The following is a 24,725-nucleotide window of genomic DNA, read 5'->3' as shown; positions in this document are numbered from 1 at the left end:
CGTAGGCGGCTCGGCCGAACGGAGGAACTCGTTGATGTTGCTCGGGTCGACGCCTAATTCGGGGTTAACTGGCCTAATCACGGGATAAACATGTTTTGTCGCAAAAGCCGTGTTTGTCGGGGCTGGCCGACGCCGGCCGCGACTGCGGTCTGTTGCCCGGTTGTCCGGCCGAAGGATGTGGCCGAGACCACCGCGTGACCCACCGTAATCGGCCATCGACCTGCCTAGCCTCGTCGGATGCCTGACGACGACCGTTCTGAGAGCGGACACCCCGCCGTGCCCAGCACTGTCCGATCGGATGATGTCCCCTCCTCCGACCCGGGATCCGGGGCCCTGCCGCCGCAGCTGCCCCGGACCCGCCGGGCAGCCCTCGCGGCCACCCGGCTGCGGAGCCTCGTACTCCTGCTGCTGTTGCCCCTGCTCCGTCACCTCCGGCCGCTCGGCCCGGCGCTGCTGCGCGACCTCGCCGCCCTGGCCGGCGCGCTGACGGTCCGGGCCGGACTGCCCGCCCGGTACGGCCCGCGCCGCCCGGCCCGGGTCGCGGTGGCCGCCGGAGTGGTCTGCTGCCTCGGCGCACTGGCCGTCGTCCAGGCGGTGTCGCCGGCCGACCCGGCCGAGCCCGCCACCGCGAGCGGCGAGGACCAGGTGGCGCTCTCCCGCCCCGACGACGGCACCGGCGCGCAGCCCGGCGCCGACCGCTCGGCGGACCGGTCCAGCCGCTCCGGCAACCACGACCGGTCGGACGCGGCGAAGCCCGCCGGACCGGACCCGGACACGGCGTCGCCGCTCGACGACGCGGAGCCGGTGGCCGGGCTGAGCGAGGTCCAGATGGACAACGCCCGGGCCATCGTCCGGACCGGTCGGGACATGGGCATCTCGCGCCGTGGACTGATCATCGGGGTGGCCACCGCCATGCAGGAGAGCACCCTGCTCAACCGGGCCAGCGAGGTGCTGCCGGAATCCAAGCGCTACCGGCACCAGGGCACCGGCTGGGACCACGACTCGGTCGGGCTGTTCCAGCAGCGCACCAGCAGCGGGTGGGGCCCGGTGAACCGGCTGATGGACCCGGCGTACGCGAGTGCGCGGTTCTTCGAGGCGCTGCGCCAGGTACCCGGCTGGGAGCGGATGCGGCTGACCGAGGCGGCCCAGGCGGTGCAGTACTCGGGCTATCCCGAGCACTACGCCAAGCACGAGGGGCAGGCGACCCGGGTGGTCGACGCGCTCGTACCATCCTGGCGCTGACGCCAGCCGTCCTGGTACTGGCGCCGGCCGACGCGCCGCCGACGGAGGCCGCCGGGGGTGTCGCATCGACAACCGGCGACTTGCCCGGTGCGGCCACGATGGTGGAGCGGCACGGCTGCGAATCGCGCGGCCGGTGTGGCGGCGCGGGGGATCGGGTAAACCTGATGACAGGACCACGCGAGGAGGGCCGAGATGGCATCACTGGTGCAACGGATCCGTTTGTTCCTGCGATCCCCACAGGGCCAGCGGCTCGTCGAGCGGGGCCGGCGCGAGCTGGCCAAGCCGTCGAACCAGCAGCGGATGCGGCAGATCGCGTCCCGGCTGCGCGGCCGGCGCTGACCGTCGACCGCACTGACCCCTTCCCGTTCGGGAGACCGCACTGACCCCTTCCCCTTCGAGAGCCGGAGTACCCGTGACCGAGTCCCAGCCGGTCGGCGGTGGAACCGCCGCGCCGGTCCCGCCGACCGACCGCACGCCGCCGGCCGCCGCGCACCCGGGCCCGGCACCCCACCCGCAGCCAACCCCCGACGGTGTGCCGGACGCCGCCGTCGGGGTCGCCCAGGTCGACCCGGAGGCCGGGCCGGACCCGTCCGGGGTCGACGACCCGGAGCTGACCGTCGCCCCGCCCAGCGGGCTGTGGGAACGGATGAAGGCCGATCCGCAGTACGCCCCGGAGCATCTCGCCCTGGAGGCGGTCCGGCGGATCGGGCCGCAGGCGCGGGCCTGGGCGGAACGCAACCGTGCCCGGTATCCGCAGATGACGCCGGAGGCGACGGCCGACGCGGCGATCCGGAAGTTCGTCAACCACGCCCGGGTCTCCGGAGCGATCTCCGGGGCCGCCGGCCTGCCCGGCGCGGTCCTCGACATGGGAGTACTGGCCTGGACCCAGGCCCGGATGGTGCTCTACGTCGCCGCCGCCTACGGCAACGACCCCGAGCATGCCGACCGGGCCACCGACCTGCTGGTGCTGCAACGGGTACACAAGATCGCCGAGACGGCGCGGCTGGCGCTCGGGGTGGCCGCCGGACGGGAGCGGGTCGACGCCCTGCGACGCGGCTCGCAGACCCTGCTGGCCCAGGTGATGCTGCGGCTCGGCCTGAAGCTGGCGCAGATGGCCGGCGTCCGGGCCGCCAAGCGACTGGTCGCCAAGGCGGTGCCGGGCGCGGCGGTGGTCTTCGGCAGCTGGGCCAACTCGTCGGCGACCAGGAGCCTGGCGACCCGGGCCCAGGAGCTTTACCGACCCCGGACGGCGATCATGCCGCCGCAGCCCCGCTGACAGTGGTCGATCCGGCGGGGCTATCCGGTCTCAGTCAGCCCGGCGGGCCTGGCTGGCCAGGCCGGAGGCCCGCCAGGCCACCTTGGCCAACTCGTTCTGCCCGGCCACGTTGGGGTGGAAGTAGTCCAGCCGGTTGAGCCGGTCCAGGCCGAACCGCACCCGGTGCGCGGCGCCGCCGTCGTAGCGGCACCGGGACCCGTACGCCTTGCACGCGGCGGCGAGCTGCTCGTTGTACGCGTCGACCCGGGCCCGGAACGTCGACCGGCGGGTACGGTCGGCCGGCTCCGTCGACGTCGGGTTGGCCAGCAGGGCGGGACAGGTCCGGCCCCGCCAGGCGCGTACCGCCCGGGTGTCCTCGTGTCCCACCTCCCAGACCCGGTAGAGGTTCGGGATGCTCACCACCAGGATCCTTGCTTTGGGTAGCCCCTTCTTCAGGGTGGCCAGCCCGCGGTCGATGTCGGCCCGGAACGCCGCCACCCCGGTCATGTCCTCGATCCCGCCCCGGCAGGCGTCGTTCGCTCCGATGAGTACGGTCACGTACTCCGCCCTGGCGCGTACCGCCGCGGCGGCCTGGTCGGCCAGTCCCGAGGCGCGGGCACCGTTCACCGCCTCGTTGTGTGTCTTGCCGCGGATCGCCGGGTTCACCTCGCGGAGCTGCCGGTAGATGCTCTCCACCCGGCTGCTCTCCCCGGTCGACCACGAGTTGCGCTGGCAGGCGGCGAGGATCAGACAGGAGCCGAAGCCGGCGGTGATGGAGTCGCCGAGCGCCGCGATCGAGTTGGGCAGTCCGGGCCGGGGCGGCGCGGGCGGAGGGTCGGGCTGACCGCCACCGCCGCCGTCGGACCCCTCGCAGGCCAGCGCGAAGGCCGCCAGCACGGCGGTGACGGCGGCGGTCCATCGTCTGGGCATGCTTCCCCCGGTACCGAGCGGACAGCAATCGCCCCGTAACTCTACGCGGCCCGGCTGTCGCCCCGGAACCCTCGACGCCGCCACCGGCCCGGCGGATCACCGACACCGGCCCGGCGGATCATCGACACCGGCCGGAGCCGCCCCGGAGCCGCCCCGGAGCCGCCCCGGGGGCGGCGAGCGCCGGATCGGAGCCACGCCGGTAGGCCGGCCGGGTGAGGCCGGCGGCTCGGCGACCGGAGTGGAGGGTCAGCCGGCCCGCTGCGGCTGCCCGTCGACGACGGCGACGAAGCTCTCCGGACGGATCGTGACGACGACCCGCTCCGGTGCGTCCCTGATCTCGTAGACGTTGTCGTAGCGTTGCTGGAGGGACCGGTAGAACGAGGCGACCTCGTCGTCGTCCTCGACCTTCTCCACCACGCCGCGCACCTCCAGGAACCGGTACGGGTCGTCGGGGTCGAGGATCGAGAGGGCGACCCGGGGATCCCGCCGGAGGTTGCGGAACTTCTGCCGGCTCCTGGTGTGGGTCATCCGGATCCGGCCGCCGTCCCAGGCGAACCACATCACGTTGCTCTGTGGCCCGCCGTCCGGGCGGGTGGTCGCCAGGTGTGCGAAGAGCGGGCGGATCAGCAGGTCCTCGTGGCTGGCTGGGGGAGTACGACCGGTAGTCATACCTTCCCTTATACCCAGCCTGGGGCGAAAACCCCGACACCTGGTCGGGACGCCGCCCGGCCGCGTCGCGGATCCGGGCTCCGGACCGGCGGACGGGCGGGGTGGGCCGGCCAGGTTAGTCCGGGCCGATACCGGGTAGTTCGGCGAAATGGCCGCGAGATCACAGCCCAGAGGGGCGAAAGGGACGGTTGGCCACGCGTACAGCGCGCTCAACCTGCGCCTGGCGCTGGCCGCGTTCGGTCTGGTGATCTCTGTGCTGCTCGGCGTGCTGGCGCTCCGGGCCGACCTGCTGGTGCTCGCGGTGGTCCTCGGCATCCTGGCCGTGGTCGCCGTGGTCGACCTGGTGGTGGTGCAGCGCCGCCGGGTCGCGCGCCGCCGGGAGGAACCGCCGGGCACGAAGCACTCGCTCTTCGAGTGACCACGGAGCCGGTCCCGGTACGCCGCACCTGATCCGCCGACGTCGCCGAGGGAGTACGACATGTCGATCGCCACCGTCGACCCGACCACGGGACGGCTGCTCAAGAATTTCGACGAGATGACGGACGAGCAGTTGGAGGCGGCCCTCGCCCGGTCGGCGGCCGGCTTCGACGAGTTGCGCGGCACCACCTTCGCCGACCGGGCCCGGTGGATGTCGGCGGTAGCGGACCTGCTGGAGGTCGAGTCCGACGCGGTGGCCCGGATGATGACGACGGAGATGGCCAAGACGTACGCCTCGGCGAAGGCCGAGGTGGCCAAGTGCGCGGCGGCCTGCCGGTACTACGCGGCACACGCCGAACGGTTCCTCGCCGACGAACCCGCCGACGCCGGCTCGATCGGCGCCACCTCGGCGTACGGCCGGTACTTCCCGATGGGGCCGGTACTGGCGGTGATGCCGTGGAACTTCCCGCTCTGGCAGGTGATGCGCTTCGCCGCGCCCGCCCTGATGGCCGGCAACACGGGACTGCTCAAGCACGCCTCGAACGTGCCGCAGACCGCGCTCTACCTGGACGAGCTGTTCCGCCGGGCCGGCTTCCCGGCCGGCGCGTTCCAGGCCCTGATGATCGGCTCGGAGCGGATCGAGCGGGTACTCGCCGATCCCCGGGTCCGGGCCGCGACGCTCACCGGCAGCGAGGGCGCGGGCCGCTCGGTCGCCTCGATCGCCGGCCGGTACGTCAAGAAGACAGTGCTCGAACTCGGCGGCAGCGACCCGTTCGTGGTGATGCCCTCGGCCGACCTGGCCCGGGCCGCCGAGGTGGCCACGGTGGCCCGCTGCCAGAACAACGGCCAGTCCTGCATCGCGGCGAAGCGGTTCATCGTGCACACCGACGTCTACGACGAGTTCGCCGAGGCGTTCGTGGCCCGGATGTCGGCGCTGCGGGTCGGCGACCCGATGGACGACGGCACCGACGTCGGGCCGCTCGCCACCGAACGGGGTCGGGACGAGGTTGCCGACCAGGTCCGGGACGCGGTGGCGAAGAACGCCCGGCTGCTCTGCGGCGGCGAGGTGCCGGACCGGCCCGGCTGGTGGTACCCGCCGACGGTGGTGAGCGAGCTGACCCCGAAGATGCGGATGTACGCCGAGGAGGTCTTCGGCCCGGTCGCCGGCCTCTACCGGGTCGGCTCGTACGAAGAGGCGGTCGAGGTGGCCAACGGCACCGACTTCGGGCTCGGCGCCAACGCCTGGACCCGGGACCCGGACGAGCAGCAGCGGTTCGTCACCGACCTGGACGCCGGGATGGTCTTCGTCAACGGGATGACCACCTCCTATCCGGAGCTGCCGTTCGGCGGCGTCGGCAACTCCGGCTACGGCCGGGAGCTGTCGGTGCAGGGGATCCGGGAGTTCTGCAACCTCAAGGCGGTCTGGATCGGCGCGGGGGCGGCGGCCGGGCCCGGGGCCGGGGCGCACAGCGAGTAGGCCGGCGGGTCGCCGGCATCAGCGAGGTGCTGCCCGCCGACGGTGCCCTGCCGCGCCGATCCCGTGCGGCGTCCGGCTCCGGCCGGCGATATTCGTCGCCGTAACGGGTGTGCGGGCCGGGGTGGACGGGGTACGTGAGACCGCCATGACGGTCTTCGGGCTCCACTCCTCGCACGAGCAGATCCACCCCGCCGAGTTGCTCCGGGCCGTCGTCCGGGCCGAGGAGGCGGGCTTCGACGCGGCCATGTCCTCCGACCACTTCTCGCCGTGGAGCGACCGGCAGGGCCAGTCCGGCTTCGCCTGGTCCTGGCTCGGCGCCGCGCTCCAGGCCACCACGCTGCCGTTCGGCGTCGTCAACGCGCCCGGCCAGCGCTACCACCCGGCGATCATCGCCCAGGCGATCGGCACCCTCGCCGCGATGTACCCCGGCCGGTTCTGGGCCGCGCTCGGCACCGGGGAGGCGAGCAACGAGCACATCACCGGGGAGGGCTGGCCGCGCAAGGAGATCCGGACGGCCCGGCTGCGGGAGTGCGTCGACGTGATCCGGGCGCTGCTGGCCGGCGAGGAGGTCAGTCACGACGGGCTCGTCACCGTGGACCGGGCCCGGCTCTGGACCCGGCCCGAGCAGCCGCCCGCACTCGTCGGCGCGGCGGTCAGCGAGGCGACCGCCCGGTGGTGCGCCGAGTGGGCGGACGGCCTGATCACCGTGAACGCGCCGGTGGACCGGCTGCGCCGGATGATCGACGCCTACCGGGACGCGGGCGGCCGGGGCAAGCTGCATCTCCAGGTGCACCTGAGCTGGGCGCCCGACCAGGAGGAGGCGGCCCGGATCGCGTACGACCAGGGCGCAGCAACGTCTTCGCCCCGCCGGTCTGCTGGGACCTGGAACTGCCGGAGCACTTCGACGTCGTCTCCGCGCAGGTGCCGCCGGAGCGGGTCGCCGAGGTGGTGAACGTCTCCGCCGACCTGGGCCGGCACACGGCGCTGCTGCACGAGTACGCCGAACTCGGCTTCGACGAGATCTACCTGCACCACGTGGGGCAGCGGCTGGACGCCTTCGTCGACACCTTCGGGGCGAAGGTGCTACCCGAGCTGCGCACGGGCGGTGCGGACTCCCGCTGAGTCGTGGTCGGCTCAGGCCGCGTCCGGTCCCTCGCCGCGTGGGCGGGGGACGAGGCGGCGTTCGAGGACCTGGCCCGGCCAGCGCCGGTCGGCCAGCGGCACCGTGAACGGTTCGGTGGCGGTGAAGCCCTGGTTCTCGTAGTAGCGGACCAGGGCGCCGTCGTCACCGGCGTAACAGTCCACCCGCAGCAGGTCGACCCCCGAGGACCGGGCGAGTTCCTCGGCGTACTCGAGCAGTCGCGCGCCGATTCGTCGCCCGGCGTGTGCGCGGTCGCTGACCAGCAGGTTGACGTACAACTCGGGTTCGGTCGCGGCCGGCACGTGCGGCACCGCCGCGCCGACGACGAGCGCCCCGACCGGGCGGCCGGCGAGTTCGGCCAGGTAGAGGTCGCCGTCGGCGGCCCAGCGCCGGACCTGGGCGATCCGGCGCGGGTTGCCGGAGTGCGGGGCGCTGCCCCACTGGCCGGTACGCCCGAGTTCGGCCAGCCAGCGGGTGGCGCCGTCGAGCAGGGCGAGCACCGCGGCGACGTCGTCGGGGCCGCCGGGCCGGACGACGAGCTGATCCATTGGCACGACGTCCATGTTGGCAGAAGATCTATCTACCACTACCACTGCGAACCGATCTCGCCACCGACCGGTCGAGGAGTGGACGCCAGCACGGCGTCCGGCTCGCCCGGCCGGTGCCCGTCCCCTGGAGGTCACCGATGACGCAGACCGCCGCCGACCGATTTCCGACGAAACACCTGCCCGGCGTCGCCGTCCGGGAGCTGCCCCCGCCGCCCCGCTCCGCCTGGAAGATCATCGGGCCGGGGGTGGTCGCGGCCGGCGTCGGCCTGGCGTCCGGCGAGTTCATCCTCTTCCCCTACATCGCCTCGCAGGTGGGGCTGGTCTTCCTCTGGGCCGCCGCGGTCGGCATCGTCACCCAGTGGTTCCTGAACATGGAGATCGAGCGCTACACCCTGGCCACCGGCGAGACCGCGCTGACCGGCTTCTCGCGGTTCTGGCGGCACTGGGGACTGGTCTTCGCGATCATGGTCTATTTCGCCAACCTCTGGCCGGGCTGGGCATCGAGTTCGGCCACCATGCTGACCTACCTGTTCGGCGGGAGCGCGACCTGGATCGCCGTCGGGCTGCTGCTGCTGATCGGCGCGACGCTCACCCTGGCCCCGGTGGTCTACAAGGCGCTGGAACGAATCGAGTTCGTCAAGGTCGGCCTGGTGCTGGCCTTCATCGTCGTCGCGGTGGCCTTCGCCATCTCGGCCCGCGCCTGGGGCGACCTGCCGACCGCGGTCACCGCACCGGAGTTCCCCACCGAACTCGGCTTCGCGCTGATGCTCTCCGCGCTGGTCTTCGCCGGTGCCGGCGGCGGGCAGAACCTGGTGCAGTCCAACTGGATCCGGGACAAGGGCTACGGCATGGGCAGGTACGTGCCCCGGCTGGTCAGCCCGGTCACCGGCCGGGAGGAGGCGGCACCGGACAGCCGGGGCTTCGTCTTCGAACCGACCGAGGAGAACCTGGCCCACTGGCGGCGGTGGTGGCGGCTGGCCAACCGGGAACAGCTGGTCACCTTCGTGCTGATCTCGTTCGTCACCATCGTGCTCACCTCGCTGCTGGCCTACTCCACCGTCTACGGCGTGCCGGGGCTGGCCAACAGCGTCGACTTCCTCCGGGTCGAGGGAGAGCGGCTGAAGGAGGTCGTCGGCAGCTGGTTCGGCACCCTGTTCTGGGTGGTCGGTGCGCTCTCGCTCTTCGCCGCCGCGCTGGGCATCGTCGACTACACCAGCCGGCTCGCCGCCGACGTGGTCAAGACGGCGTACCTGCCCCGGCTCTCGGAGAGCCGGATCTACTTCGCGCTGGTCTGGGGGCTGGTCGGGCTCGGCTGCGCCATCCTGCTGGCCGGGTTCGACCAGCCGCTGATCCTGCTGGTCATCTCCGCCTGCGTCGGCGGGCTGATGATGTTCCTCTACTCGATCCTCCTGCTGGTGCTCAACCGGCGGGTACTGCCCGAGCAGATCCGGCCGCGCTCCTACCGGGTGGTCGCGCTGCTCTGGTCGGTACTGCTCTTCGGGGCCTTCTCCGCGCTGACCGTCTGGCAGCAGGGCGACCGGCTGCTCGACTGGCTGCGGTAGGCCGGCTGCGGCAGACCGGCAGCGGTAGGCCGGGCGGCGGAGCGGCTGGGCGGGCGGTGTCACGGCACACGCCCGCCAAGCTGCTCCTCGGGCGGCGGCGACGTGTCCAGGCCGAGCCGTCCGGTCTGCTCCGCGAGTTCGTCGAGGAACCGTCCGACCTGCTCCTCGTCCATGGTCCGCAGCTGGTTGCTGACCCACTCGATGCCGGCGCCGAACGCCTGCCGCTGATCGGCGGTCATCGGCCAGAGCAGCAGCGCCCGCTCCGAGGCGCGCGGCTCACCCCGGTAGGCGACCACCGCGTCCGCCGGAAGCGCGTCGAGCAGCTCGGAGCCGACGCCGGGATCGGCGGTACGGTCCATCACCAGCTCCTCCGGATCGGGCGCCGACCCGGCCGGCTCGTCCCGGCTCATCCCGGCTCACCCGGCCGGTCGGCGCTCGGGTGCTCCACGTCCCGGAGCAGGCCGACGTAGTGGTGGAGTTCGTCGCGGAGCCGGAAGAAGAGATACGCGGCGACCAGCCCGCCGACCAGCCCGACCGCGAAGACGCCGAGGTTCACCCGGATCTCCCCGAGCAGCGGCACCGTCGGACGGGCGAGCAGCCACGGCGGCGACGGCTGCACGTAGAGCAGCGCCGCGACGAGTGAGGTGGCCCCGGTGGTCACCAGCCCGGCGAAGGTGGTCAGCGAGGAGCGGCGCAGCTTCTCCATCGAGTACCCGACGAAGGTCGCCGCGACCGGCGAGATGGCGAGCAGGAAGGCGAGCACGTCGCCGGAGATCCGGTCGCCGTCGTTGTCGGGGACGAGCAGGGCGAGGAAGGTGATCACCGCTGCGGAGAGCGCGGCCAGCCAGGAGGTGAGGCCGAGCGCCCCCGGCGGGACCTCGTCGAAGACCACCTCCATCACCAGGTCCGCCGGGTCGCGGCAGGTGTCGAAGCGTCGGGCGTAGAGATGGGCGTACGGGAGCGCCTGGCGACGACGTACCCGGAGGTAGGCGTGCCTGCTCATGGCCCGGATGGCGGTCTGGTCCACGCTGGTCCCCGACCGGGCCGACTGCACGGAGTGCACCTTGACGTAGGTGTTCGTGCCGGCCCGCATCCGGAAGTGGTAGCTGGTGGTGGTGAACGGCAGGTTCAGCGGGATGACGAAGGTGTTCGGCGCCAGGCCGAGCCGGACGCGCCGCCGGCCGTGCGGCGAGGTCGCCCGGCCGTACACCGGCATGGTCCTGGTGTAGCGCAGGATCCAGGCGTACCGCTCCGGCGGCGGCACCTCGGCGATGACCACGTAGTTGCGGACCAGGAACGTGCAGACCCCGCGCAGCCGGGTCAGGTCGTCGGCGCCGGCGCTGTCCCGGATCGGCGCGACGTTGCGGTCGAAGTACGCGTCGGCGTCGGCCACCGAGACCCGACCGGCCTGGAAGACCAGCCGGAGCAGGGCGAAGAGCACGGCGTCCCGCCGCCGCTCGTCCGCCGCGTGCACCGCCTCGCCGAACGTCTCCCAGAAGAGTTGCCGCAGCACGTGCGCGACCACACCCCGGGCGTCCTCCTGGGACAGGAACGGCACCGGGTCCCCGGCCCCGTCGACGGTCTCGATGTTGTCCAGCATGGCGCCCTTGGTGCTCAAGATCATCGGTACCAGCATCACCCTGGGCTGGTCGGCGGCCGGGCCGGTGGTCCCGCTCCGGTTACCGGCGCCGTCGTCGTCGGGCGGGCCCGGCGGACCTGCGCCGTCCTCCGGGTCGTGCCGCCGGTCGTGCCGTCGGGACTGCCTGGTGAGCAGGGCCGAGGCTCGACCCGACAGGCTCGTACCGCGGGCGTCGCCGTTGGTCTCCGGCGCGGTCGTTCCGGTACGCGGCAGCGGGGCGGGCTGTTCCGGGTCGGTCGCCGGAGATCCTCCGGGCAGCGCCTCCTCGCGCAGCCCGACCAGGTCCTCGGGCCCGGCGCTGAACATGGTGGACACCGTCACCCGCAGGCACTCCTCCACCTGCTGGACCTCGTCGGTGATCCGGACCTGGTACCTCGCCGGGTCGAGCAGTATCTGGCCGAACAGCCGGATCGCCGGTGCCGGGTAGGTGCGGCTCAACCGGATCATCGACCGGAGGATCTCCCGGTCGGCGTCGTGCTGGCCGAGCGTCACCGGGGGCGGCGGACCGGGGACGCGTTCCAGGCGTTGTCGTCGCCGCCAGTGTCGGCGGGCCGTCTCCCGGGCTCTCACCACCAGGTCGGCCGCGGCCAGCAGGCCGATCAGCCGGAGGGCGCCCTCGGCCGGCCAGGCCGGGACGTCGAGCCAGCCGGCCGCCCGGAGCAGGACGTCGACAAATCCATCCACGATGGACGCCATCGCGACGGCCGCGGCCGCGGCGAGCTGGCCCAGACAGGCGGCGATCGAGCGGAACGTCTCTGCTCTGCCCACGAGCCCTCCTGGGGCGGTTCTTCGCCCGGCGATCTCCGCACCCGGTGTCGCGCGCCCTCGGCGGCTGCTCGCGAGGCAAAGGATGATTTCTCTTCGTGACTACAGCCTTGCCGAAAGTTAAGATCCGTCACCTCCTCCGGACGGGCGCGACCGAGTCGAGAGCGCCGGCCCGAACCGGTCGGGCGAGTCGCCGGGCCGTCCCGGGCGGACTCGCTGGACGTACCGGGTGCCCCGGCCCGAAGTGCCGACCGCCGATCGACCCACAGACGCCGGTGAGCCCGGACCGACACGCGTCGGTCCAGGCTCACCGGTGGTGCAAGGAAGGGCCCCTGCTTATCGCTTTTTGTATAAGCAGGGGCCCTTCCTTGCACGTCAGGTGCAGGGCACCCCGTTGACGGTGAAGAGGGTCGGGTTCGGGTTCGGGCCACCGGCTGTGGTGGCGTTGAAGCCGAACATCTGGCTGGCGCCCGGCATGATCCGCGAGTTGTACGACTCGCCCCGCGCGGTGACCCGGGCACCCGCCTGGGTCACCTTCGCCATCCACGCGTCCCGGACCTTCTGGTCGCCGTTGAACGCGAAGCTCAGCGTCCAGCCGTTGATCGGGGCGGTGCCGGTGTTGGTGACGGTGGCCTGCGCGGTGAACCCGCCACCCTCGGCCCAGGCGCCGTGGTTGAGGTAGCTCACCCGGCAGCCTGCGCCGGCCGGCACCGAGGTGCTGCCGCCCTGGTCGGCCAGGAACGAGGCGATCCAGGCCAGCGCCGAGTTCCAGTTGATCGCCACCTCGTTGGTGGAGTACGAGGCGATGTCGTCGACGTAGCAGAACATCGGCGCGCAACCGGCCAGCAACTCCTCGACGAACGGGTCGTCGAGGCTGGCGTTGGCGCCACCGGCGATCGAACCGGCCGGCGGGTTCGGCAGCGACTCGTCGTACTGGTTGCCGAAGATCCGGCTGTGCTGGTTCTCCGCCGCCTTCTCGCCCCACCCGGTCACGTACGACTGGTTCAGCGCGTTGCGGCCGAAGATGTAGTCCATCCCCTGCACCGCGCCGTCCCGGTACTTCGGCTGTCCGGTCAGGTCGAAGGCGGTGGCCAGCACCACCGCGTTGTTGATGATGTTGCTGTTGGCGCCCCAGAAGTAGCTGTTCGGGGTGCCCGGCATCGGCAGGCCGTACGCCTGGCCCTGCGCGGTCGCCAGGTAGCCGTCGGCGGCGGCCACCACCGAGGCGCGCAGCCGGTCCCGCTCGGCCGTGGACAGGCCGCTCGGCACGGTGGCCAGGTCGAGCCGGCCGAGCGCGGCGGTGCTGCCCCAGCCGAAGCCGTGGGCCCCGAACACCTCGTCGTCGGTGTGGTGCGGCGAGGCGGTCAGGTCGGCCAGGTAGGACGCTCCGCCGGTGCTCAGGTACAGCTCGGCGGCGGCCCAGTAGAACTCGTCGGTGACGTCGCCGTCGGCGTACGAGCCGCCGCCGTTGCCGTCGTTCGGGTCGGCGTACCGGGTCGGGTTCGCCTTGGCCGCCGCGTACGCCGTGGTGGCGGCGGTCCGGCAGCGCTGCGCGAACGCGGCGTCGTACGGTGCGTACAGCCGGGCGCACTGCGCGGCGGTGGCGGCCAGGTTCAGCGTCGCGGGGGTGGACGGCGGGTGCAGCTCGCGCAGCTCCGGGTCGTCCTCGGGTTGCAGGGGCAGCCCGGTCCAGTTCCGGTCGTGCATCTTGTGGTGCGCCATCCCGGCCAGCGGCCTGCCGGCCGGCACCTGCATCCGGAGCAGGAACTCCAGTTCCCAGCGCGCCTCGTCGAGGATGTCCGGCACGCCGTTGTCGCGTTCCGGCAGCCGCAGGGTGCTGTCGCCGAGCGCCGCCCCGCCGCCGGCGGTGGGCGCGGTCTTGGTCCGCTCGAAGGCGCTCAGCAGCTGGTAGGTGGCGATGCCGCCGTTCACCACGTACTTGCCGTGGTCACCGGCGTCGTACCAGCCGCCGCGTACGTCGAGGCGGTAGTCGCAGACGCCGGGCTGGCAGGGTACGTCGGTGTCGCCCCGGTTCGGCGCCACCCCGAGGTGCCCGGCCGGCCGGGCGAACTCCTCGCCGACCAGGTCGCCGTCGATGGCGATGCCGCTGCGCTGGATGTAGAAGAACTGGAGCGAGTCGGAACGGAGCTGCTTCCAGACGTCGGCCGAGATGTCGAACGGGTGACTCGTCTCGCCGTCGGCGGTGAGCGTGTAGCCGGTGCCCGGGGTGCGGTAGCCGGAGAAGTCGACGCTGTGCACGTTCTGTGCCGACGCCCGGTCGACGCCGCGCGGGGTGCTCTGCCCGCTGGCCACCACGGCACCGGCGGCCGACTTGAGCTGCCAGCCGAGCGGCTCGGTCGCCTCGGTGACGATCGTGGCGTTCTTCGGCCCGGCCGGCAGGTAGCCGACCTGGTTGACCCGGACCCGCGGCCCGGTGTCCGGCTCGTACGGCGGCTCCTCCTCGCCGCCGAGCAGCGAGGCGTTGTCCAGGCAGAACGTGTACCCGTCGGCGTTGCCGCCGACCTGGAAGGCGAGCTGGGCGGCGGTGGTGTCGGCGCTGGCGGTGAAGGTCCGCTCGACGTGCTGCGCCTCCGGGCCGAAGGTGATGTCCTCGGCGAAGAACGACGTGTACGGGTCGACGCCGAGCTGCACCGCCACCCGCACCTTCGCGCCGGGCGTGGCAGAGGCGTCGAAGGAGAGCGTGTACGACTCGCCGCTGACAAGCGTCACGTCGTTCTGCCCGACGCCGCCGTCCCACGGGTTCGCCAGTCCGCCCGGCACGACGGAGCAGAGCCGTCCGTCGGTGACGCCGGTCGAGGTGGTGCCGTAGGAGAACCAGCCGGTGGTGCCGTCGGCGAAGTCGCCGTTGTCGAGTTGCTCGGCCCCGCCGGGCGGCGGCCCGGTGTCGGCGTCACTGCTCAGCGAGACGTCGTCCAGGCAGAACGTGTACGCCTCGGCGGCGCCGCCGAGCTGGAACGTGAGGGTGCCGTTGGTGGAGTCGAGGGTGCCGGTGAACTCGGACCCGAACTCCTCGGCGGTGGCGTCGAGCGCGACGTCCCGGGAGAAGACCGTGGTGTACGGCTCCTCGTTGAGCTGCACGTTCGCCTTCACCGTCACCGGGACGCTCGTCGAGGCGCGGAAACTCAGTGCGTAGCTGGCGCCGTCGCCGAGCGGGATCGCGTTGTGGCCGAGGCTGGCGTCCCAGGGGTTGGCCAGCCCGGCCGGCACCTCGGTGCAGAGCTGGCCGTCGACCGCGGCCAGGGTGAGGTTGGCGGTCGACCACCACGGCGCGGTGCTGTCGGTGAAGGTGCCGTTGACGATGTGTTCGGCGGCCGCCAGGGTTCCGGCGGTGCCGTCGGGGCGGGCCTGTGCCCCGGTGGCGGTGCCGGTGAGCAGCAGGGCGGCGGTGGCGAGCAGGGTGACCGGGCGGGAGGCCCGGCGGTGGCGGTGGCGGGGTCGGAGCACGGGGGTTCCCTTCCGGTGGCACTCGGGCTGGCGGGGGTGGTGCTCGGATTCGGGGTGGGGAATCGGCAGCACTTCTGGGAGCGCTCCCAATACGGAGCCGATGTTGCCAGTCCGTTTCTGGCATGTCAATCGACCTCGCTGGATAGAATTCGCCGCCGGTGGGGCGCGGCGCCCCAGCTACCGGCCCCGGAACGGCTCGCGGTTCGTGATCACCGTAGCCACGTACGGTAAATTTCGAGAGCCACTGCACGCTGATGGTGATCTACTGCAAGCATTTCGGCCGTCTTTTTGGCAGGCTGCCTGCCATGAGCCTGAAGCTGCGATCCGTGGCGGTGAGCGACCGTGGCCTGATCCGGGGCGCGAACCAGGATTCCGTGCACGCCGGACCCTGGCTGCTGGCCGTGGCCGACGGCATGGGCGGGATGGCCGCCGGAGACCTCGCCAGTTGCATCGCCATCGACGCGATCCGGCCGCTGGACGTGGAGACCCCGGAGGAGGGGCTGGTCGCGGCCTTGCAGGGAGCGGTGGACAGCGCCAGCGCCGGCATCCGGCAGGCGATCACCGAGGACCCGGAGCGGCAGGGCATGGGCACCACCCTCACCGCGCTGCTGCTGGCCCGCACCGGCAGCTGCCTCGCCCTGGCCCACGTCGGCGACTCCCGGGCGTACCTGCTGCGCGGCGGCACGATGACCCAGCTCACCCGGGACGACACCTTCGTGCAGATGCTCGTCGACGAGGGGGTGATCAGCCCGGACGAGGCGCACAGCCACCCCCGCCGGGCGGTGGTCACCCGGGCGTTGCAGGGCGAGCCGGTCACCCCGACGTACACAACGGTGGTGCCGCAGACCGGCGACCGGTGGATGCTGTGCAGCGACGGGCTGTCCAATGTGGTCCGACCGGAGAGCCTGGCGGAGGCACTGCTCGACTACCCCGATCCGGCCGGCTGCGCACAGCGGCTTGTCGACCTGGCCCTGCGGGCCGGCGGACCGGACAACATCACCGTCGTGGTCGCGGACGTCGTCGACACCCCCTGACCGCATCCCCGCCGGCCGTCCCGACGGGTACGCCGGTCTTCTCCCGACGGGTACGCCGGTCTTCTCCCGACGGGTACGCCGGTCTTCTCCCGACGGGTACGCGGGGTGTCGGGCTCAGCGACGCCGGGGTTGCAGGCCACGGGTCGGGGCCGCCTCGGTCGGGTCCGCCGGCCACGGGTGCCTCGGGTACCGGCCGCGCAGCTCGGCGCGTACCTGCGGATAACCGGTCCGCCAGAACGAGGCGAGATCCCGGGTCACCGCGACCGGACGACCGGCCGGGGAGAGCAGGTGCAGCAGCACCGGTACCCGCCCGTCGGCGATCCGTGGCACGTTCCGCCAGCCGAACGTCTCCTGCAACTTGACCGCCAGCACCGGTGCCGCCGGATCGGAGTAGTCCACCCGGTGCCGCGACCCGCTCGGTACGGCCAGCCGCTCCGGGGCCAGCTCGTCCAGCCGGCCCGCCTCCCGCCACGGCAGCAGCCGACGCAGCGCGGCCGGTACGTCGATCCGGGCCAGGTCGGCCCGGCGCCGGGCGGCGGCCAGCTCCGGGCCGAGCCACTCGTCGGCCCGGTCCAGCAGCGCCGCGTCGGTCATCTCCGGCCACCCGCCGCCGAGCGCCTGCCGGCAGAACGCGAGCCGGGCGCGCAACTGGTGCGCCTGCGGGCTCCAGGTCAACAGGTCGAGGCCGACCTGGCGCAGCCCGTCCCGGAGCGCGGCGGCGACCCGGGCCGGGTCGGGGCGGGCCAGCGGGCGGTCCAGCAGCACGATCGCACCCAGCCGCTCCACCTCGCGGGCCAGCACGTCCCCACCGGACCAGGCGATCTCCTGCTCCCGCCGCAGCAGCGCCGCGCCGGCCTCCCTGGCGGTAGCCTCGTCCAGCACCGCCGCCTGCCGGATCGTCGCGCCCCGCCGCCCCGGCGCCCGGTCGGCCACCGCGATCGCCAGCCATTCCGCGCCGGCCAGCGCCGAGCCCGGCGCCAGGTCCGCCGCGGTGCCGCCGGCCATCAGGTACGCCTGCCCGCCCGGCTGCCGCGCCCGGGCCAGCCGCTCCGGGTACGCCAGCCCGACCAGCAACCCGGCGGCCAGGTCGTCCGGCAACTCCACGGCGTCGCGCCCGCCGCCCCGCCCACGCTGTCGCCCGCCGCGCCAGGCCGGCTGCCCGTCCGGGGCGCTCTGCTGCTCGTCGTGCTCCGCCGGAGCCGGCGACTCGGTGAGGGCGGAGCGCAGCCGGGCCACCTCCGCCCGCCAGGTCGCGCCGGCCGGCTCCGTACCCGAGCGGAGCCGGCGCCAGGTGGCGACCAGGTCGTCACCGGGACCGGGCTCGGCGAGCACCGCCACCACCTCGGCGGCCCGGCGGGCCCCGACCGGGGCGGCACCGTCCAGCAGCGCCCGAGCCAGCCGGGGATGCGCGCCGACCGCCGCCATCGCCCGGCCCCGCCCGCTGGCCCGGCCGTCCGGGGTGACCGCGCCGAGCGCCTCCAGGGTGCCCCGGGCGACCTGCATCGCCGCGGCCGGAGGCGGATCCGGCAGGGCCAGCCCGGTGCCGTCCGGGCGTCCCCAGCAGGCGAGCTGGAGCGCGAACGCGGTGAGGTCGGCGACTGCGATCTCCGGCTCGGGCTGCGCCGGCAGCCGGTCGTGCTCCGCCGCCGACCAGCACCGGTAGACCCGGCCCGGCGCCTCCCGCCCGGCCCGCCCGGCCCGCTGCGTCGCCGCCGCCCGGGACACCGGCACGGTCACCAGCGCGCCGAGCCCACGGGCCAGATCCGTCCGGGCCACCCGACTCAGCCCGGCGTCGACCACCACCCGCACCCCGGGCACGGTGAGGCTGGTCTCCGCGACGGCGGTGGCCAGCACCACCCGGCGTCGCCCGGCGGCCGGGCGGAGCGCGGCGTCCTGTTCGGCGCCGGACTGCCGGCCGTGCAGGCGGACCAGGTCGGTGCCGGGGAGGTCGGACAGGCGGGCGGCGACACCGTTGATCTCCCCGGCACCGGGCAGGAAGACCAGCAGGTCGCCGTCGCTCCCGGCCAGCGCCCGGCGTACGGTCGCGGCAACGTGGTCGAGCAGCCGGGGATCCACCCGCAGCCCGTGCGGCGGGTCCACCGGCCGGGGCGGCGGAGCCCAGACCACGTCCACCGGGTACGCCCGACCCTCGGCGCGCAGCACCGGAGCCGGCTCCGCCGCCGTGCCGAGCAGTGCGCCGAGCCGCTCCTCCTCGGCGGTCGCCGACATCGCCAGCAGCCACAGCTCGGGCCGGAGCGCCGCTCGGACCTCGACGCCGAACGCCAGGGCCAGGTCGGCGTCGAGCTGCCGCTCGTGCGCCTCGTCGAGCAGTACGGCGCCGGTGCCGGGCAACTCGGGATCGTGCTGGAGCCGCTGCACGAGCAGACCGGTGGTGACCACCTCGATCCGGGTACGGGCGCTGGTCCGGCGCTCGCCGCGCACCGCGTACCCGACGGTTTCGCCGACCCGCTCGCCGCGTAGCTGGGCCATCCGGCGGGCGGCGGCCCGGGCCGCGACCCGGCGCGGCTGGGCGACGACGACCCGACCCTCGACCTGCTCGGCCAGGGCCAGCGGCACCAGCGTGGTCTTGCCGGCCCCGGGCGGCGCCACCAGCACGGCGGCGCCGTGCTCGGCCAGCGCCGCCACCAGGGCCGGCAGGACGCGCCGGACCGGCAGCTCGGCTACGGGCTCGGGCGGTGACACCGGGCCAGTGTCGCACCGGCAGCTGCCCCGGCCGGACTCCGGTCCTCGGGGCGACACCTGGCTGCCCGGCACGGGCAAGGCCGTGACCTGCGGGTCGGCGACGTCGGTCGCCTAGACTGGCTCGTCGTGAGCGTGCCGCCGCGCCGGGCCCCCGGAGACGTACTGGTGCACCTGCGCCGGGCCCGCGACCACGCCGACCGGCACTTCGCCGAGCCGCTGGACCTGGCCACCCTCGCCGCGATCGCCGGGATCAGCAAATTCCACTTCCAGCGCCTCTTCACCGCGACCTACGGCGTCTCCCCGGCGGAGCACCTGAGCCGCCGGCGGGTGGAGCGGGCGCAGGACCTGCTGCGGACCAGCAACCTCACCGTGACCGAGGTCTGCCACGCGGTCGGCTTCACCAGCCTGGGCTCGTTCAGCAGCCGGTTCAGGGAGCTGGTCGGCGAGACGCCGAGCGAGTTCCAGCGTCGCTGGGCCGCCAGCGGTGCGCCCCGGATCCCGGGTTGCTTCGTCTTCATGTGGGGGCTGGCCGAGCGGCGCGGCTCCGCAACCGGGGAGAAGCCCGGGGCCGGCGACCGCTCCTAGCCTGGTCACATGATTACCAACATCTCGATCGTCAGCGTTTTCGTGCAGGACATCGACGCCTCCAAGGCGTTCTATCTCGACGTGCTCGGCTTCGAGGAGCACACCGACATCACCCTGGCGGACGGTTCCTACCGCTGGTGCACCGTCAGACACCCGAAGCAGCCGGAGGTGCAGGTGCACCTGACCCTGCCCGGACCGCCGTACTCGGCGGAGATGGTGGACGCGATCAACCGGGAGATGGATGCCGGCGGGGTGTTCGGGCTCGGCCTGAACGTCGACGACTGCCGCCGGACGTTCGACGAGTTGACCGCCAGGGGCGTCGAGTTCGTCCACCCGCCGCAGGAGCGCCCGTACGGGGTCGAGGCGGTCGCCCGGGACAACTCGGGAAACTGGCTGGTACTGGTCGAGCCGCGGGAGTACTCCGCCGCCGACTTCGACTGAAGCCACCGGCGGCCGACCCGCTCGGGTCCCGGCGGACTGACAGGGCTGCCGGAAACGCCTCCGCCGGTGTCCGGTGGCCGGCGCGGTAGTCCCGCTCGGGCCGCCGGACACCGGCGGAGGCGTGCGTGCTGCTGGGCTGCCGTATGTGCTCCTGCCCTGCCGTACCTGCTCCTGGGCTGGCGCTCAGTACCTGTCGGCGAGCTAAGTACCTGTCGGCAAGCTCAGTACGTGTCGGCGAGTTGGCCGCGGAGTTTGGTGAGGGCGCGGGTGAGGAGGCGGCTGATGTGCATTTGGGAGACGCCGATTTGTTCGGCGATCTGGGATTGGGTGAGGTTGCCGTAGAAGCGGAGGGTGAGGATTTTCTGTTCGCGTTCGTCGAGGGTGGCGAGGGCGGGGCCGAGGGCGACGCGGAGTTCGGCGAGTTCGTATTGGTTGTCTTCGGTGCCGAGGAGGTCGCCGAGTTCGGTGGTGCGTTCGCCGTCGCCGGTGGGGGTGGACAGGGAGACGGCGTTGTAGGCGCGGGCGCCTTCGAGGCCTTCGAGGACTTCTTCTTCGGTGAGGTTGAGGTGGGTGGCGATGTCGGTGATGGTGGGGGAGCGGCCGAGGGTTTGTAGGAGGTTGCTGTTGGCTTCGCTGATGGCGAGGCGGAGTTCCTGGAGGCGGCGGGGGACGCGGATGTCCCAGGTGCGGTCGCGGAAGTGTCGTTTGAGTTCGCCGATGATGGTGGGGATGGCGTAGCCGGCGAAGTCGACGCCGCGGGTGGGGTCGTATTTGTCGATGGCTTTGATGAGGCCGACGGCGGCGGTTTGGGTGAGGTCGTCGGTGGGTTCGCCGCGTCCGCTGTAGCGGTGGGCGAGGTGGTTGGCCAGGGGGAGCCAGGCTTCGATGGCTTTGTCGCGGAGGGTGGCGCGGGAGGGGTGGTGGGTGGGGAGGGCTGCCATGGCGTGCAGCAGGTCGGTGGCGGTGTCGTTGAGGTTGGGTTTGGCGGCGGTCTTGGTGGTGGTCTTCGTGGCTGTGGTGGTGGTCATGGTGGGTCTCCCTGCGTCGTGGGCGGGGACGTGGTTGTCCGGTGCGGGTTCATGTGGTGGTGCGGGTTCGTGTGGTGTCGGGTTCATGTGGTGGTTCGGGTGGTGGCGTATGGCTGTTCAGGTGTCACCTTAGCCCGTTGGTATCGGCTGAGGCTAGCCGAACGGCTGATGTATAAAACGGGCAAATATGAATGACATGGGACACTCTGTCGAGATCTTTATGCCTGAACTAGGCTCCGGACGTGAGCCATCTCGCCCCGGACGAGTCGGCATCGGTCGCTGGTCTGGTGCTCGCCGCCGGCGCCGGACGGCGGTACGGCGGCCCCAAGGCACTGGTCCGCCTCGACGGCCGGCTACTCGTCGAACGCGCGGTGCGGGTCGCCCGGGCCGGTGGGTGCGGGCCGGTGGTCGCGGTGCTCGGCGCCGCCGCGCCGACGGTCCGCGCCCGGGCCGAACTCGGCGACGCGGTCACGGTGGAGAACCCGCACTGGGCGACCGGGATGGGTTCGTCGCTGCGGACCGGGCTGGCGGCCCTGCGGGACTCCGGGGCCGTCGCGGTGGTCGTCCTGCTTGTCGACATGCCCGGGATCACCGCCGAGGCGGTGCACCGGCTGGTCGGGATCGCCGCACCGGACGCGCTGGGCCTGGCCGGCTACGGCAGCCGGCGCGGCCATCCGGTGCTGCTCGGCCGGGCACACTGGCCCGGGGTGGCGGAACTGGCGGTCGGCGACGTCGGGGCCCGGCCGTACCTGCGCCGGCACGAGTCGCGGCTGGTGGTCGTACCCTGCGACGACGTCGCGGACGACACCGACCTCGACGTCCCGCCCACGACCGCGCGCTGACCCAGCAAACAGGGACTGACCCGGCGGCCGGGGGTTGACCCGGCGACCCCGTGCTGACCCGGCGGCCGGGGGCACTCGGCGATGGGAGACCGGCCGGACCGCCGGTGGTACGCCGGGCGGCGTGGCGGGTCAGTGCGGCAGGCGCAGCGCGAGGTGGAAGTCGACCCGGTCGGGAAAGCGGGACAGGTCGCGCCCGGTGAGCTGCTCGATCCGGCCGATCCGGTAGCGCAGGGTGTTGACGTGCAGGTGCAGCCGTTCGGCCGCCCGGCTCCACGACCCGGAACAGGCCAGGAACTCGTCAAGCGTGCCGACCAGGTCGGCGTCGTGCGCCTCGTCGTAGGCCAGCACCGGACCGAGCACCCGGTCCCGGAACGCCCGCCTCGCCTCCGGAGGTACGCCGGAGAGCAGCAGCAGGTGCGAGGCCAGGTCACCGGCCGAGACCACGGTGCCGGGGCCGCCGGAGCCGGCCAGCGCGGTCGTCAGGGCGTGCTCGGCCTGCTCCACGGCACCCGGCAGCCCGCCCGGCTCGCCTACCGGTCCGCTGACCCCCACCGCGAGCCGCCCGGGACCGAGCCCCGGCACCAGCCCCGAGACCGTGTCCCGGAGCGTCTCGGGCACTCCGGCCAGTTCGGTCCGCCCGCCGGCGAGCACGGCGAGCACCGTGCCGGGGCGGGCCGCCCCGGTGACCATGGCCGGCAGGGTCGTCGACCGGACGATCTCCTCGGCTACCGCGACCGCCAGCTCCGGTGGCGTGGTCAGTCCGGTCAACCGGACGGCCACCACCAGCAGAGCCGACCGGGGCGGCAGCCCACCGGAGGAGAGGGCCGCCCGCAGTTCCGCCGGAGACGTACCTGTGCAGAGCACCGCGCCGAGCTGGTCGGCGAGTCGCCGTTCCACCCGGCCCGCCTCGTCGGCGTGGGCCCGCTCCAGCGCCACCAGGCTGACCAACTCGGCCGCCGCCTCGGGTAGCCCGGCCGGCGGGGCGGTGCCGGCGGTGCCGGACCGGGCGGTGCCGGCGGTGGAGGTGGCGGTCCCGGTGCGGCCGGTACCAGCGACGGGCTCGGCGGACGTGGGGCGGGCTGGTTCGGCGGATTCGGCGGGCCGGGTGGCTCCGGCGGTTTCGGCGACCGTGGGTTCGGTGGGTTCGGTGGCTCCGGTGGGTTCGGTGGCGTCCGCGCAGGCCAGCAGCCAGCCGGCGAGCCGGTGCTCGGGACGGCCGGGGACGGCGACCAGCCAGCTCCGCCGGCCGCCGGCCTCGACCAGCACCGGCAACCGGCCGGCGGCCAGGAACGAGGTCGCCAGCCGGCGGCGGGTCTCGCCCGGCAGCGGCCCGGTACCGGCGACGGTCCGCCCGGTCGAGGTCAGCACCCAGCAGTCGACGGAGAGGTCGGCGGCGACCGGCTGGAGCAGGTCGGCCAGCCGGGCGCCGCCGGCCATCGCCGCGACCAGTCCCCGGTACCGGCCGAGCACCGTGGCCAGCCCGTTCGCCCGACGTGCCCACAGGGTCGGGGTCACCTCGTCGATGATCTCCCGGAAGGAGACCTCGACCGGCACCTCGAACAGCGGTACGCCGTACCGGTGGCAGGCCGTGACGAGATCCGGCGGCACCGACCCGTACGCCGCGTCGCCGGCACCGATCGCGGCCACTCCGGCGGCGGCGCAGGCGGCCACGAACCCGTCCGAGTCGTCCGCGCGGCGGCGCCACATCAGCCCGGTCAACACGATCTCGCCGCCGGAGAGGTAGCGGCGCGGGTCGGGCAGGTCGGTGACGTAGACCCGACTGACCGGGCGGTCCAGGCCGGCCTCGCCGGTGAGCAGGGTCAGCCGCAACTGGGGCCGGTCCAGTGCCTCGCGCAGCAGCATCGCGTACCCGTCCGATCCCGGCGGCGTGGCCGGTTGGAGGAATCTACGAAAACGATACGGCGGTCGGGGCGGGTTTCGGTGATCGCGCCGGTTCACCCCGACGGTCGCCGGCTGCTGTACTTCTCGCTACCGCAGGAGGTGATCCAGGTGGCCACCGTCAGCGCGACACTCGACGAGTTCAACCGGCGGCCCGCCGCCGAGGCCGAGGCGGAACTGCTCGCCTGCTGCGCCGTACCGGACTGGGCCCGGCTGGTCGCCGCCGGGCGGCCGTACCCGGATCTCCCAGCGGTGCTGACGGTGGCCGACGCCGCGCTGCGGCAGCTGGGCTGGCCGGAGGTGGCGCGGGCACTGGCCGCGCATCCGCGGATCGGCGAGCGGCCGGCCGGCACCGACCGGGAGTCGGCCTGGTCCCGCCGGGAACAGTCCGGCCTGGACGGTGCCGACCTTGACACCCGGGCCGCGCTCGCCCGGGCCAACCGGGAGTACGAGCAGCGGTTCGGCCACCTCTTCCTGGTCTTCGCCGACGGGCGTACCGAGGAACAACTGCTCGCAGCGGCCCTGCGGCGGCTCGGCAACGACCCCGGAACCGAGCGCGAGGTGGTCCGGGAGGAACTGCGGCAGATCGCCCTGCTCCGGCTGAGGAGGCTGCTGACGTGAACCGGGTTGCTGACCTGACCGGGGCTGCTGACGTGAACCGGGTTGCTGACCTGAGGAGGCTGCTGACGTGAGCGGCGACCGCGGGGGCGGCAGCACGCCGCCGGACGGCCTGGTCCGGATCTCCACGCACGTGCTGGACACCGCACGCGGGACACCGGCCGCCGACATCCCCGTCCGGCTGGACCGGCGGGACAGCGGCGGCTGGACCCCGGTGGCGCAGGGCCGGACCGACGCCGACGGCCGGCTCGCCGACTGGACGCCGCTGCTGGACCGGGTGCCACTGCGCGGCGGGCAGGCCGGCGGCTACCGGCTGGTGTTCCAGGTCGATCGGCTCTACCCGCCGGGCGAGGCGTTCTTCCCGGAGATCGTGGTCGCCTTCCAGATCACCGAGCCGGACCGGCACCACCACGTGCCGCTGCTGCTCAGCCCGTACGGCTACACCACCTACCGGGGAAGCTGAGG

General features: G+C 73.3%; 21 protein-coding genes and 1 pseudogene. 13 read left to right on the top strand and 9 right to left on the bottom strand.

Going from position 1 to position 24,725, the window contains the following annotated elements; genetic code table 11:
• Positions 1-237 precede the first annotated feature (237 nt).
• From O7626_RS21150 to O7626_RS21140, 3 genes are all read left to right on the top strand, one after another.
• Entirely contained in the window at positions 238-1,242 is a 1,005-nt protein-coding gene (locus O7626_RS21150) for a hypothetical protein (RefSeq protein ID WP_278062870.1), read from the top strand.
• 192 nt (positions 1,243-1,434) lie between these two features.
• The gene (locus O7626_RS21145; protein WP_278062869.1) at positions 1,435-1,581 is read left to right on the top strand and encodes a hypothetical protein; all 147 of its coding nucleotides are present in this window, start codon (positions 1,435-1,437) and stop codon (positions 1,579-1,581) included.
• Between the two features lie 271 nt (positions 1,582-1,852).
• On the top strand, positions 1,853-2,518 hold the full coding sequence (locus O7626_RS21140) for an EcsC family protein (RefSeq protein ID WP_278066243.1): 666 nt from the start codon (positions 1,853-1,855) through the stop codon (positions 2,516-2,518).
• Positions 2,519-2,548: 30 nt separating this feature from the next.
• Here O7626_RS21140 and O7626_RS21135 read toward each other — a convergent pair whose 3' ends face one another.
• A complete protein-coding gene (locus O7626_RS21135; RefSeq protein ID WP_278062868.1) occupies positions 2,549-3,427 on the bottom strand; it encodes a GDSL-type esterase/lipase family protein in 879 nt (292 codons plus the stop codon).
• A 246-nt stretch (positions 3,428-3,673) separates the two neighbouring features.
• Positions 3,674-4,096 (bottom strand): PPOX class F420-dependent oxidoreductase, encoded by a 423-nt coding sequence (locus tag O7626_RS21130; protein WP_278062867.1) that lies wholly within the window; start codon positions 4,094-4,096, stop codon positions 3,674-3,676.
• A 148-nt stretch (positions 4,097-4,244) separates the two neighbouring features.
• On the opposite strand from O7626_RS21130, the gene O7626_RS21125 reads away from it, so the two are divergent.
• From O7626_RS21125 to O7626_RS21115, 3 genes and pseudogenes are all read left to right on the top strand, one after another.
• Positions 4,245-4,514: a DUF6343 family protein gene (locus O7626_RS21125; RefSeq protein ID WP_278062866.1), complete on the top strand. Its 270-nt coding sequence runs from the start codon at positions 4,245-4,247 to the stop codon at positions 4,512-4,514.
• A 60-nt stretch (positions 4,515-4,574) separates the two neighbouring features.
• Positions 4,575-5,990, top strand: a complete 1,416-nt coding sequence (locus O7626_RS21120; protein ID WP_278062865.1) for an NADP-dependent succinic semialdehyde dehydrogenase — start codon at positions 4,575-4,577, stop codon at positions 5,988-5,990.
• Between the two features lie 145 nt (positions 5,991-6,135).
• Positions 6,136-7,112, top strand: a pseudogene (locus tag O7626_RS21115) (TIGR03885 family FMN-dependent LLM class oxidoreductase).
• Positions 7,113-7,124: 12 nt separating this feature from the next.
• Here the strand turns inward: O7626_RS21115 and O7626_RS21110 are convergent.
• Positions 7,125-7,679, bottom strand: a complete 555-nt coding sequence (locus O7626_RS21110; protein ID WP_278066242.1) for a GNAT family N-acetyltransferase — start codon at positions 7,677-7,679, stop codon at positions 7,125-7,127.
• Between the two features lie 137 nt (positions 7,680-7,816).
• Here O7626_RS21110 and O7626_RS21105 point away from each other — a divergent pair, with 137 nt between their 5' ends.
• Positions 7,817-9,241, top strand: a complete 1,425-nt coding sequence (locus O7626_RS21105) for an Nramp family divalent metal transporter (RefSeq protein ID WP_278062864.1) — start codon at positions 7,817-7,819, stop codon at positions 9,239-9,241.
• Positions 9,242-9,300: 59 nt separating this feature from the next.
• Here O7626_RS21105 and O7626_RS21100 read toward each other — a convergent pair whose 3' ends face one another.
• From O7626_RS21100 to O7626_RS21090, 3 genes are all read right to left on the bottom strand, one after another.
• On the bottom strand, positions 9,301-9,651 hold the full coding sequence (locus tag O7626_RS21100; RefSeq protein ID WP_278062863.1) for a hypothetical protein: 351 nt from the start codon (positions 9,649-9,651) through the stop codon (positions 9,301-9,303).
• On the bottom strand, positions 9,648-11,648 hold the full coding sequence (locus O7626_RS21095) for a hypothetical protein (RefSeq protein ID WP_278062862.1): 2,001 nt from the start codon (positions 11,646-11,648) through the stop codon (positions 9,648-9,650). Before O7626_RS21095 ends, O7626_RS21100 begins: the two co-directional genes overlap by 4 nt.
• Before the next feature lie 372 nt (positions 11,649-12,020).
• Positions 12,021-15,110 carry a glycoside hydrolase family 9 protein gene (locus tag O7626_RS21090; RefSeq protein WP_278062861.1) on the bottom strand — a complete coding sequence of 1,030 codons (3,090 nt, stop codon included), beginning with the start codon at positions 15,108-15,110 and terminating at the stop codon, positions 12,021-12,023.
• Positions 15,111-15,415: 305 nt separating this feature from the next.
• Here O7626_RS21090 and O7626_RS21085 point away from each other — a divergent pair, with 305 nt between their 5' ends.
• Entirely contained in the window at positions 15,416-16,144 is a 729-nt protein-coding gene (locus O7626_RS21085) for a protein phosphatase 2C domain-containing protein (protein WP_278062860.1), read from the top strand.
• 114 nt (positions 16,145-16,258) lie between these two features.
• Here O7626_RS21085 and hrpB read toward each other — a convergent pair whose 3' ends face one another.
• Positions 16,259-18,847: an ATP-dependent helicase HrpB gene (hrpB, locus tag O7626_RS21080; protein ID WP_278062859.1), complete on the bottom strand. Its 2,589-nt coding sequence runs from the start codon at positions 18,845-18,847 to the stop codon at positions 16,259-16,261.
• Positions 18,848-18,973: 126 nt separating this feature from the next.
• Here hrpB and O7626_RS21075 point away from each other — a divergent pair, with 126 nt between their 5' ends.
• The gene (locus tag O7626_RS21075) at positions 18,974-19,432 is read left to right on the top strand and encodes an AraC family transcriptional regulator (RefSeq protein ID WP_278062858.1); all 459 of its coding nucleotides are present in this window, start codon (positions 18,974-18,976) and stop codon (positions 19,430-19,432) included.
• Positions 19,433-19,441: 9 nt separating this feature from the next.
• The gene (locus O7626_RS21070; RefSeq protein WP_278062857.1) at positions 19,442-19,873 is read left to right on the top strand and encodes a VOC family protein; all 432 of its coding nucleotides are present in this window, start codon (positions 19,442-19,444) and stop codon (positions 19,871-19,873) included.
• A gap of 221 nt (positions 19,874-20,094) precedes the next feature.
• Here the strand turns inward: O7626_RS21070 and O7626_RS21065 are convergent, their stop codons facing one another.
• The gene (locus O7626_RS21065; RefSeq protein WP_278062856.1) at positions 20,095-20,901 is read right to left on the bottom strand and encodes a SigB/SigF/SigG family RNA polymerase sigma factor; all 807 of its coding nucleotides are present in this window, start codon (positions 20,899-20,901) and stop codon (positions 20,095-20,097) included.
• Positions 20,902-21,143: 242 nt separating this feature from the next.
• On the opposite strand from O7626_RS21065, the gene O7626_RS21060 reads away from it, so the two are divergent.
• Positions 21,144-21,743: a nucleotidyltransferase family protein gene (locus O7626_RS21060; protein ID WP_278062855.1), complete on the top strand. Its 600-nt coding sequence runs from the start codon at positions 21,144-21,146 to the stop codon at positions 21,741-21,743.
• Between the two features lie 129 nt (positions 21,744-21,872).
• Here the strand turns inward: O7626_RS21060 and O7626_RS21055 are convergent, their stop codons facing one another.
• A complete protein-coding gene (locus tag O7626_RS21055; protein ID WP_278062854.1) occupies positions 21,873-23,606 on the bottom strand; it encodes a PucR family transcriptional regulator in 1,734 nt (577 codons plus the stop codon).
• A 78-nt stretch (positions 23,607-23,684) separates the two neighbouring features.
• Between O7626_RS21055 and uraD the strand changes: the two genes are divergently transcribed.
• The gene (gene uraD / locus O7626_RS21050; RefSeq protein ID WP_278062853.1) at positions 23,685-24,263 is read left to right on the top strand and encodes a 2-oxo-4-hydroxy-4-carboxy-5-ureidoimidazoline decarboxylase; all 579 of its coding nucleotides are present in this window, start codon (positions 23,685-23,687) and stop codon (positions 24,261-24,263) included.
• A 67-nt stretch (positions 24,264-24,330) separates the two neighbouring features.
• On the top strand, positions 24,331-24,723 hold the full coding sequence (gene uraH / locus O7626_RS21045) for a hydroxyisourate hydrolase (protein WP_278062852.1): 393 nt from the start codon (positions 24,331-24,333) through the stop codon (positions 24,721-24,723).
• The last annotated feature ends 2 nt before the right edge of the window (positions 24,724-24,725 follow it).

The sequence above is a fragment of the Micromonospora sp. WMMD1102 genome, from assembly GCF_029626265.1.
Lineage (GTDB): Bacteria > Actinomycetota > Actinomycetes > Mycobacteriales > Micromonosporaceae > Plantactinospora.
Note: the sequence above shows the minus strand (reverse complement) of the source record. Positions and strands in the feature narration are given on the sequence as shown.

Excerpts from the sequence above, each read along its gene's own strand:
- O7626_RS21130 (WP_278062867.1), bottom strand. The coding sequence starts at position 4,096 with ATGACTACCGGTCGTACTCCCCCAGCCAGCCACGAGGACCTGCTGATC.
- O7626_RS21070 (WP_278062857.1), top strand. The coding sequence starts at position 19,442 with ATGATTACCAACATCTCGATCGTCAGCGTTTTCGTGCAGGACATCGAC.
- O7626_RS21110 (WP_278066242.1), bottom strand. The coding sequence starts at position 7,679 with ATGGATCAGCTCGTCGTCCGGCCCGGCGGCCCCGACGACGTCGCCGCG.
- O7626_RS21100 (WP_278062863.1), bottom strand. The coding sequence starts at position 9,651 with ATGAGCCGGGACGAGCCGGCCGGGTCGGCGCCCGATCCGGAGGAGCTG.
- O7626_RS21055 (WP_278062854.1), bottom strand. The coding sequence starts at position 23,606 with ATGCTGCTGCGCGAGGCACTGGACCGGCCCCAGTTGCGGCTGACCCTG.
- O7626_RS21085 (WP_278062860.1), top strand. The coding sequence starts at position 15,416 with ATGAGCCTGAAGCTGCGATCCGTGGCGGTGAGCGACCGTGGCCTGATC.
- O7626_RS21105 (WP_278062864.1), top strand. The coding sequence starts at position 7,817 with ATGACGCAGACCGCCGCCGACCGATTTCCGACGAAACACCTGCCCGGC.
- O7626_RS21150 (WP_278062870.1), top strand. The coding sequence starts at position 238 with ATGCCTGACGACGACCGTTCTGAGAGCGGACACCCCGCCGTGCCCAGC.
- O7626_RS21065 (WP_278062856.1), bottom strand. The coding sequence starts at position 20,901 with ATGACCACCACCACAGCCACGAAGACCACCACCAAGACCGCCGCCAAA.
- O7626_RS21120 (WP_278062865.1), top strand. The coding sequence starts at position 4,575 with ATGTCGATCGCCACCGTCGACCCGACCACGGGACGGCTGCTCAAGAAT.
- O7626_RS21135 (WP_278062868.1), bottom strand. The coding sequence starts at position 3,427 with ATGCCCAGACGATGGACCGCCGCCGTCACCGCCGTGCTGGCGGCCTTC.
- O7626_RS21145 (WP_278062869.1), top strand. The coding sequence starts at position 1,435 with ATGGCATCACTGGTGCAACGGATCCGTTTGTTCCTGCGATCCCCACAG.
- O7626_RS21125 (WP_278062866.1), top strand. The coding sequence starts at position 4,245 with ATGGCCGCGAGATCACAGCCCAGAGGGGCGAAAGGGACGGTTGGCCAC.